This is a genomic window from Facklamia sp. P13055 (genome assembly GCF_050409445.1).
Lineage (GTDB): Bacteria > Bacillota > Bacilli > Lactobacillales > Aerococcaceae > Facklamia.
This window is the reverse complement of sequence record NZ_JBNUPL010000051.1, coordinates 1-940: the sequence shown is the minus strand read 5'-3', so window position 1 is coordinate 940 and position 940 is coordinate 1. Positions and strand designations below refer to the sequence as shown.

At 34.8% G+C, this 940-nt stretch carries 2 protein-coding genes; both read left to right on the top strand.

Translation table 11 applies throughout. The annotated features are described in order from the left end of the window. Positions 1 to 388: 388 nt before the first annotated feature. Positions 389 to 778: an IS3 family transposase gene (locus ACQV2O_RS08590; protein ID WP_428875566.1), complete on the top strand. Its 390-nt coding sequence runs from the start codon at positions 389 to 391 to the stop codon at positions 776 to 778. 17 nt (positions 779 to 795) lie between these two features. After that, a complete protein-coding gene (locus ACQV2O_RS08585; protein WP_428875565.1) occupies positions 796 to 909 on the top strand; it encodes an IS3 family transposase in 114 nt (37 codons plus the stop codon). Positions 910 to 940: the final 31 nt, after the last annotated feature.

Here is a 940-nt window from a genome sequence, read left to right as displayed (position 1 = left end):
AAAAACTAACTTTTGGGGGTACTTTTATGTCTAAAAATAGGCTTCTGAATTGAAAATGAAAGTGATTGAAGGGTATTTTGAAGGATAATTAGGTTACAAGGCTTTAACAAAAAATAGGGGATTCCTTCACCTTCTTTAGTCAAGAATTGGGTCAACAATTATAAAAGATAGGGGGCAAATGGGTTAAAAGCAATTCAAGGAAAAGCAGATTATTCTTTAGATTTTTAAGCTGAATGTTTTACACTTTAAGCAAAGAATAGCTGCTTCCTATAAAGAAACGGCAATCGCCTTTAACCTTACGAATCCATCAATGCTAGCTAATTGCAAAGGCGTTTATCTTGAAGGGGGTTCTAAAGCTCTGAATAGACCGATAGAAAGGCCGCCCAAAGTGGTAAAGAAACTTAATAAAAACGGACTTCGTCAAAAGAATAAAGTTACTGATGATTCAGAATTAGAAGAAAAGACTCAACAAATATTTCACGAACTCTATGAAACCTATGGTTATCGACGAATTACGGCTGAATTATACAAAACACACCATCAAAAAATTAACCCTAAAAAAGCTTTACGAATCATGAATAAGCTCGGCTTAAAATGTACAAAATTCTGGCGAAAGTCACGTCGCTATAGCTCTTACAAAGGAACAATTGCTCCCAACCCCCTCAATCGTCGCTTTAGTGCAAAATATCCTCTTCAAAAATTAATCGCTGATGTGACAGCGTTCAAGACAGCCGATGAGCAGAAACTGTATTTAAGGCCTATTATGGAGAACCACTGACAAGTTATAAGAAACTGATGAATAAGATTAATCAATATATTCACCACTATAATCATAGAAGAATAAAACAAAAATTGAGCGGTATGTCTTTGCTTGAATACCGAATCTATACCATTCAATTAACCGTTTAAATACAAACTCCAACTTTTGAGGTTCACATCA

What these genes read in the sequence shown, in the direction of transcription:
- ACQV2O_RS08585 (WP_428875565.1), top strand. Translation starts at nt 796, where the DNA reads ATGAATAAGATTAATCAATATATTCACCACTATAATCATAGAAGAATA.